The sequence below is a fragment of the Kitasatospora sp. MBT63 genome, assembly GCF_000710465.2.
GTDB lineage: Bacteria > Actinomycetota > Actinomycetes > Streptomycetales > Streptomycetaceae > Kitasatospora.
This window is the reverse complement of record NZ_JAIZ01000461.1, coordinates 25,978-33,700: the sequence shown is the minus strand read 5'-3', so window position 1 is coordinate 33,700 and position 7,723 is coordinate 25,978. Positions and strand designations below refer to the sequence as shown.

At 75.3% G+C, this 7,723-nt stretch carries 8 protein-coding genes; 3 read left to right on the top strand and 5 right to left on the bottom strand.

From position 1 onward, the window contains the following. The 3 genes from AA75_RS24935 to AA75_RS24925 form a co-directional block, all read left to right on the top strand. Nucleotides 1-723: sucrase ferredoxin (locus AA75_RS24935; protein WP_033822465.1), on the top strand; the 723-nt coding region annotated here is incomplete at its 5' end. 226 nt (nucleotides 724-949) lie between these two features. Then, nucleotides 950-1,345 carry a hypothetical protein gene (locus tag AA75_RS24930; RefSeq protein ID WP_149038355.1) on the top strand — a complete coding sequence of 132 codons (396 nt, stop codon included), beginning with the start codon at nucleotides 950-952 and terminating at the stop codon, nucleotides 1,343-1,345. Nucleotides 1,346-1,454: 109 nt separating this feature from the next. Next, nucleotides 1,455-2,714 (top strand): hypothetical protein, encoded by a 1,260-nt coding sequence (locus tag AA75_RS24925; protein WP_033822463.1) that lies wholly within the window; start codon nucleotides 1,455-1,457, stop codon nucleotides 2,712-2,714. A gap of 64 nt (nucleotides 2,715-2,778) precedes the next feature. Here the strand turns inward: AA75_RS24925 and AA75_RS24920 are convergent, their stop codons facing one another. The 5 genes from AA75_RS24920 to AA75_RS24900 form a co-directional block, all read right to left on the bottom strand. Further along, complete coding sequence (locus AA75_RS24920) at nucleotides 2,779-4,404, bottom strand: cation acetate symporter (RefSeq protein WP_051813269.1); 1,626 nt, start codon at nucleotides 4,402-4,404, stop codon at nucleotides 2,779-2,781. A gap of 35 nt (nucleotides 4,405-4,439) precedes the next feature. Continuing rightward, nucleotides 4,440-4,886, bottom strand: a complete 447-nt coding sequence (locus AA75_RS24915; RefSeq protein ID WP_082526809.1) for a DUF485 domain-containing protein — start codon at nucleotides 4,884-4,886, stop codon at nucleotides 4,440-4,442. A gap of 370 nt (nucleotides 4,887-5,256) precedes the next feature. After that, on the bottom strand, nucleotides 5,257-6,021 hold the full coding sequence (locus AA75_RS24910; RefSeq protein WP_033822462.1) for a response regulator transcription factor: 765 nt from the start codon (nucleotides 6,019-6,021) through the stop codon (nucleotides 5,257-5,259). Continuing rightward, nucleotides 5,991-7,151, bottom strand: coding sequence for a sensor histidine kinase (locus AA75_RS24905; RefSeq protein WP_033822461.1), 1,161 nt, complete (start codon nucleotides 7,149-7,151; stop codon nucleotides 5,991-5,993). Before AA75_RS24905 ends, AA75_RS24910 begins: the two co-directional genes overlap by 31 nt. 31 nt (nucleotides 7,152-7,182) lie before the next feature. Continuing rightward, nucleotides 7,183-7,662, bottom strand: coding sequence for a CcdC protein domain-containing protein (locus AA75_RS24900; protein WP_051813260.1), 480 nt, complete (start codon nucleotides 7,660-7,662; stop codon nucleotides 7,183-7,185). Nucleotides 7,663-7,723: the final 61 nt, after the last annotated feature.

Sequence of the window (7,723 nt, the reverse complement as noted above, 5' to 3'; positions counted from 1 at the left end):
GTCCGGGTCGCCCTGATCCGGCGCCCGGGCCGGCACGCCGACGCGCCGCCCGCCCCGCGGCACCAGGTGATCGTCGCGCACACCCGGCCGGGCGCCTCCTGGGTCCGCCGGCTGACCGTCGCCGACCCCGCCGAGCTGCTCGGCCTCGACCTCGCCGCGCTCGGCGCCGGCGACCACGGCGGCCTGGGCGCCGAGCACCGCGGCGACCCGATCGTCCTGGTGTGCACCAACGGCCGCCGCGACCGCTGCTGCGCGCTGCTCGGCCGCCCGCTGGCCGCCGAACTGGCGGGCGCCGGCCTGGGCGAGGTCTGGGAGGTCACCCACCTCGGCGGCCACCGGTTCTCCCCGACCATGCTGGTGCTGCCGTTCGGGTACGCGTACGGACGCCTCAGCGGGGCCGCGGCCAAGGAGGTGCTGACCGCGACGGCGGGCGGGCTCACGGTGCCGGAGTTCTCCCGCGGGCGGTCCTGCTGGGACCGGCCCGGCCAGGCGGCCGAGCAGGCGGTGCGGGAGCTGACCGGCGAGACCGGGGCCGAGGAGCTGACGCTGGTTCAGCGGGTGGACGGCGACGGCCGCTGGGACGTCGAGGTGGCGCACCGGGACGGCCGCCGCTGGCGGGTCGCGGTGACCGCAGGAGCCAGTGAGCCGCCCAGGCCGGAGAGTTGCGGCAAGGCGCCCGGTCGGCCGGTGCGGATGGACGTGGTCGCGGTCGATCCCCTCTGACGGGTCTTCGGCGGATCGGGGCGAAGGGGCGGGTGGCGGGCGGTGATGCCCGGCACCCGCCCTTCGGCATGCCCGGGCAGGCCGGGCGACACGCCCAGCGACACGCCCGACCGAACGTTCCGACGCCTCCACAAACGTGAGACAACCCACAGTGACCGAGCAGTCACGTACATGACATGCTCGGCAGCGAAAGCCAACCGGCTCTGATTCAAAGGAGAACAGTGCCATGATGTCCCGTATCGCAAGTCTGGTGGCAGCAACGGCCGGGATCCTCGCCCTCGCGGCGGGCCCATCCAGCGCCACGGCCCCGGTGGAGCCGTCCTGTCCCACCCTCGCCAACGTCCCCTGCGCCTGGCACCAGCCGACCGGCTCCGGAATCGTCGGCTCGGCCCGGATCAACGCCGCCGGCAGCCAGCTGACCACCCTCCGGGTCGAGGTGAAGATCCAGCGCGCCTGGGGCAGCCCGTGGGAGACGGTGGCCTCGGCCACCCGGATCCAGAGCGGCTCGGTTCAGGTGAGCACCCCGGCCGTCACCACCGAGTTCCTCTCCCAGGTCTGCGCCACCGGGGGCCCGGCCGGACGGCCCGAGCTCCAGGCGACCACCTGCACCAGCCCGCACTGACAGCGGGCCACCCGCACGGGAGTCCGGCCGGCCCGGGCACGGACCCGCCGGCCGGACTCCCACCGCGCCCCCTGCCCAGCGGAGAGGTGCAAGTGTAATGTCACACGGCATGACTCCCTCCCGCCAACTCCCGCTGGCCGCCGCGCTGCTCGGCACCGCCGCCCTCCTCGCCGCACCACCCGCCGCCGCTGCTGCTGCGGCCACCCCGGCCGGCTGCCGCACCACCGCCGTGGCGCCCGACCGCGAACAGAGCCGGCTCCAGGACCCCAGGACCGCCGCGCTCACCGCCCGGGCCGGGCTGACCACCTTCACCACCCGGTTCCCGGCGGCCCTGTGCAGCGTCCGCAATCCCGCCGAGGCCGGGCAGTTGATGGACGCGTGGGGCGAGGCGCTCTGGCAGTCCGCCGTCGACCGCGCCCAGGGCCGCCGCCCGGGCGGCGACCTCGCCCAGGGCGACGACCGCCCGCTGTACTGGACCAGGGTCACCATGACCACCCAACTCGCCGCCTGGCAGCCGGACTTCCCGGTCGACCGGGCGGCCCTGCGGACCCGCTTCGAGGACGCCTCGCGCGGCCTGACCGCCAACGGGTTCACCGGCGCACCGGGCGTGCGGCGGATGTTCATCAGCGGCTTCGACCCGTTCGGCCTGGACGGCGACGTCCGCACGGCCAACCCCTCGGGCTCCGCCGCGCTGCGGCTGAACGGCCGCCAGGTCACCCTCGCGGACGGCAGCCGGGCCGAGATCCGCGCCGTCGTCCTGCCGGTCCGGTACGCCGACTTCGACCAGGGCATCGTGGAGCGCGCGTTCGGCCCGCGGATGGCGGCCGGCCCCCGCAGCGCCGACCGGATTACCACCATCAGCCAGGGCTACCCCGGACTGTTCACCCTGGAGGCCTGGGCCGGACGGGCCCGCTCCGCCGACCCGTACCCGGACAACCAGGGCGCGCTCGCCGGCGGCAGCTACGACCACCCGGTGGACGCCCCCGGCCTCGGCCCCGGCCCGGAGTTCATCGCCACCACCCTGCCGACCGACGCGATGACCCACGCCACCCAGACGCCCTACCCCGTCCTGCTGAACACCGAGGTCACCGAGATACCGGCGGGCGGCAGCGGGCCGGTGGACCGCGCCGACGGCCCGACCCCGGGCTCCCGGGCGGTGGCCGGCGGAGGCGGCGGCTACCTCTCCAACGAGGTCGCCTACCGCAGCAACCGGCTCCGGCTGGAACTCGACCCGGCCCTGCCCGGCGGGCATCTGCACACCCCGGTCCTGACCGGTCTGCCGGCCGACCGCGACCGGCTCACCGGCCCCGAGTTCGAGCGCAACGAGAACGAGATCACCGCGGAGATCCTCACCATCCTGACCTCCTGAGCTCCTGAGCTCCCGACCTCCCAGGCCCGCGCGTCCGCGCGTCCGCCCGGGGCCGGCGTGACCGCTACACCGCGCCGGCCCCGGTCAGCGACCTGACCTCCAGCTCCGCGTACGCCTCCGGGTCCGGCTCCTCCCGCGAGGTGAGCGAGCCGACCCAACCCGCCAGGAAGCCCAGCGGGATCGAGACCAGCCCGGGGTTCTCCAGCGGGAACCAGTGGAAGTCCACCCCCGGGAGGACCGAACCCGGAGCGCCGGAGACCACCGGCGAGAAGGCCACCAGCACCACCGCCGGCACCAGCCCGCCGTACACCGACCAGACCGCGCCCCGGCTGGTGAAGCGCCGCCAGAACAGGTTGAACAGCAGGGTGGGCAGATTGGCCGAGGCCGCCACGGCGAACGCGAGGCCGACCAGGAAGGCCACGTTCAGCCGCTGGGCGAACAGGCTGAGCACGATCGCGGCGGCACCGATCACCACCGCGGCCGTCCGGGCCGCCACCAGCTCCTGGCGCTCCGTCACCTCCCGCTCGTCGGGCCGCCGCCAGGCCCGGGCGTACAGGTCGTGCGCAAAGGCGGCCGAGGAGGCCAGGGTCAGCCCGGCCACCACGGCGAGGATGGTGGCGAACGCGATGGCCGAGATCAGGGCGAACAGCACCACACCCGCCGTCGAGCCGGCGCCCCCGCCCAGGTCCAGCGCGAGCAGCGGAACGGCCGTGTTCCCGGCCGGGTTGGCCGCCCGGATGGCCGGTGCGCCGACCAGCGCGCCCGCGCCGAGTCCGAGCACCACCGCCATCAGGTAGAACCCGCCCACCAGGGCGATCACCCAGACCGTCGACCGGCGGGCGGCTCGCGCGGTGGGCACGGTGTAGAAGCGGCTCAGGATGTGCGGCAGCCCCGCCGTGCCCAGGACCAGCGCCAGCCCGAGACTGACGAAGTCGATCCGGCTGGTCGGCCCGCCGCCGTACTTCAGTCCCGGTTCGAGGTAGGCCGCCCCCGCGCCGCTGCGGTGCGCCGCGGAGCGCATCAGCTCCGCCACGTCACCGTGGAAGCGGGCCAGCACCAGCACCGTCAGCAGCACCGAACCGGCCAGCAGCAGCAGCGCCTTGACGATCTGGATCCAGGTGGTGGCGCGCATCCCGCCGACCGTGACGTACACGATCATCAGGGTTCCGACGCCCACGATCGTCCAGGCCTTGGCCGCCCCGGCGCCGGTGCCCAGCAGCAGCGCCACCAGACTGCCGGCCCCCACCATCTGGGCGATCAGGTACAGCAGGCTGACCACCACACTGGCGGCGCCGGTGGCGGCCCTGACCTGCCGTCGCCGCATCCGGACCGCCAGCACGTCGGCCAAGGTGTAGCGGCCGGTGTTCCGGACCAGTTCGGCGACCAGCATCAGCACCAGCAGCCAGGCGACCAGGAAGCCGATGCTGTAGAGCACCCCGTCGTAGCCGTAGAGCGCGATCAGACCGGTGACGCCGAGGAAGGAGGCGGCGGAGAGGTAGTCGCCGCACAGCGCCAGCCCGTTCTGCAGCGGGCCGAAGCCGCGGCCGCCCGCGTAGAAGTCCTCGGCGGCCTGGCCGCGGCGTCCGGCCCAGAGCGTGATCACCAGGGTGACCAGCACGACCACCGCGAACAGCGCCACCGCCAGGCCGTGGTGCCCACTGGTGTCCGCCGTGGCCGCGACGGTCGTCACCTCGGGCGCGGCGGCGGTCGGGGCGAGGGTGCCGCTCACCGCAGCTGGTCCTGGGTGTCCCAGCGCAGCCCGAGGGCGGCGCGGTCCCGCTCGGTCCGGGCGTTGCGGGCGTACAGCCACGTCAACAGGAAGGTGGAGGCGAACTGGAGCAGGCCGAGCACCCAGGCCACGTTCACCGGACCGGCCACCTGGCGGCGCATCAGACCGGGTGCGGCGGCCTGGGCGCAGACGTAGAGCAGGTACCAGCCGAGGAAGAGCCCGGTGGCGGGGAAAGCGAATCCCCGGTAGCCGCGGCGGATCTGCTGGAAGGCCGGGCTCTGCTGGACCGAGCGGTAGACCTGACCGGCCTCGACGGCGGCGGGGGCCGCGGGGGCCGCGGGGGCCACGACGGATGGCGGCACGGGTCTCGGGGATCCCGGGGACGCGGGCTTCGACGGCGCTGCGGACGGCGCGGGTTCCGGCGGCGCCGGGGTCGGCGCCACCGGCCGTGCTGCGGGGGCGGCGGACGGTCCGGTGGCCGGTGTCGTGGGTGCGGCCGGCGCCGGAGGTGCGGCCGGCGCCGCGCCGGACCGGGCGGATGCGAACTTTCCGGGCCCGGATCCGGGCCGGGCCGCCGGGAGGCGCCTCCGGGGTCCCGGGCGCCGCGCGGGCCCGGCGGCCCACCAGTCGAACCTCTCCTGCTGTGCCACTGGTACTCCACGGCCGGGACGCTCCGTGCGGGGCGGGCGTCGGGTTCGCCGCCCGGAGGGGGGTGCTTCCGGTCGTGCGCTGACGGCACCAGGATCCGCGCTCCCCGGCCCCGCCGGGCCTGGTTGCAGATACGTTCACCCAATCAGGTGAGGGCCCGTCAGATCACGAACTGCGCCGGATTCCGTGCCGGAAGGCGTAGGCCACCGCCTGCGCGCGGTCCCGTACCGCCGTCTTGGCGAACAGGTTGTTGATGTGCGTCTTCACCGTGGCCTGGCTGACGAAGAGCTCCCCGGCGATCTCCGCGTTGGACAGGCCGTCGGCGATCAGGGCCAGCACCTCGGCCTCCCGTACGGTGAGCCCGTCCGGCAGCGCGGCGGGCGGCTGCGACTGCGACTGCGACTGCGGCACGGGAACCGGCGAAGCCACCGGGTGGCCGGACGGCGTCCCGGGCGCCGGTGCCGCGGGCGTCACGGAGAGGCGGTCCAGCAGCCGCCGCTGGACCTGCGGCGAGAGTGCGCCGGCGCCGGAGCGGACGTCGGCGACGGCCCGGGCGATCTCCTCCGCCCCGGCGTCCTTGGTGAGGTACCCGCGGGCGCCGGCCTGCAGCGCGGGGAAGAGCGAGTCGTCGTCGGCGTAGGTGGTGAGGACCACCACCTCGGTGGCCGGATGGGCGGCCCGGATCCGGCGGGTGGCCTCGACGCCGTCGCAGCGCGGCATCCGAAGGTCCATCAGGACCACGTCGGGGGCGAGTTCGGCGACCATCCGGACGGCCTCCTCGCCGTCGCCCGCCGCCCCGACCACCTCGATGCCGGGCAGCAGTCCCAGCAGCATCACGATTCCCTCGCGCACCACCGTCTGGTCGTCCGCGACCAGCACCCTGATGGGCCGCTCCCCGCTCACGCCGGCACCCTCAGCAGCACCCGCCATCCGCCGTCCACCTCGCCCGCCTGCAGTTCTCCGCCGAGCAGTTCGGCCCGCTCGCGCATCCCGAGCAGACCGTACCCGCTGCCGCTGGCGGCCAGCGCGCCGGCCGGGGCGCCGCGCGGCGGACGGCTGTTGCGGACCTCCAGTTCCACCACGTCGGCCAGGTACGCGACCCGGATCCAGACCCGCCCGCCCGGGGCGTGCTTGCGGACGTTGGTGAGCGCCTCCTGTGCGGTCCGCCGCACGGCCAGCCCGGCCTCGGCGGCCAGCGGCCTGGGCGTGCCCTCGACCGAGAGCACGGCCTGCTCGCGCCCGGCCAGCTCCGCCAGGAACTCGCCGACCGGGGTCAGTTCGCCGCGCAGGGCCGACAGTGCCTGCCGGGTCTCGGCCAACCCCTCCTGGGCCATCCGCCGGGCGGCGACCACCCGTTCGCGCACCTGCTCCCGTTCGGCGCCGCCGTCCAGCATCAGCCGGGCCGCCTCCAGGTGGACCAGTTGCGCGGAGAGGCTGTGCGCCAGGACGTCGTGGATCTCCCGGGCGATCCTGGCCCGTTCGGCGAGCGCCGCGGACTCGGCCTCCGCGACCCGGGCGGCCCGCTCCTGCTGGAGCAGCCTGCGCTGGGTGCCACGGGCCTCCGCGTCCAGCCGCAGCAGCCAGCCGAGCAGCCCGAGGCCGCCCGCCGTGGCCAGCCCGGCGAGCAGCGGCTCGTCGCCCAGCGCCGCGTAACTGCCGAGCGCGGCCAGTGCGGTGGGCAGCCCGGCGGCCCGCGGCAACCGGATCAGCGCGGTGATCCCGAGCCCGCACCACAGCACCCCGGCGAGGACGTCCGCGCCGCCCTCCTTCGCCAGCGCGGCGATCACGAGCAGCGCCGCGGCTGCGAGCAGCGCGCCCCGGATCCGCCGGCCCCGGGCGGCCCGGAAGAACAACGCGAACAGCACGACGGCCGAGACGATCCAGCCGGCCGCGACCACCGCCGCCCACCCGGTGAACCGGTCGTCGGCGAAGGTGCTGGTGAGCGTCGCCGCGAGCAGGACCAGCCGGCCCACCAGGCCCAGCGCCTGCCGGGGCCGGGTCGGCCGGTCCCCGCCATGGGCGTCGGTCGCCGGCCAGCCGGTCCAGATCTCGTGGTCCACCTCGGGTCCCTCCGGGACGGTGATGCGGGGGTCAGGCCGCTACGTCGTACCTGTGCTCGAGCCGCTGCACCCGCCGGTTCACCACCAGGCCGCGCACCAGCAGCAGTCCGGCCAGCGAGAGCAGCAGCGCGCTGCTGCTCTGGTGCACGTGCAGGGCCACGCCCAGCCCGTACCAGCCGAGCCGCAGCACAATCATGCCGACCCAGGCGGCGACGGTCGCCTTGGTGCCCTTGGCCCAGACCGAGCCGTCGGCCTCGCGCCACAGCCTGACGGTCCAGCCCCAGACGCAACCCATCGCCAGGACCGTCGCCACGGAGGCGGCCAACAGGCCGGCCGCGGCCGCCCGGTGGGCCGGGTCGACCAGCTGCGGGTCCCGTACCGCGAGGACCGCCAGCACCACCGGGAGCACCCACAGGCGCCGGTCGGTGTCGACCTTGCGCGCACGCAACTGCCTGGTCACCACCAGGGCGATCACCGCGAGGACGACGAGGACGTTGACGAGGCCGCTCATGGCGGATTCTCCGTTCGGACGGGGGTCTGCACTACGTCCTCGACGCTACGGATCCGCGTCG

Coding starts and splice junctions, on each gene's coding strand:
- AA75_RS24925 (WP_033822463.1), top strand. CDS start 1,455: ATGACTCCCTCCCGCCAACTCCCGCTGGCCGCCGCGCTGCTCGGCACC.
- AA75_RS24930 (WP_149038355.1), top strand. CDS start 950: ATGATGTCCCGTATCGCAAGTCTGGTGGCAGCAACGGCCGGGATCCTC.
- AA75_RS24910 (WP_033822462.1), bottom strand. CDS start 6,021: ATGGCGGGTGCTGCTGAGGGTGCCGGCGTGAGCGGGGAGCGGCCCATC.
- AA75_RS24900 (WP_051813260.1), bottom strand. CDS start 7,662: ATGAGCGGCCTCGTCAACGTCCTCGTCGTCCTCGCGGTGATCGCCCTG.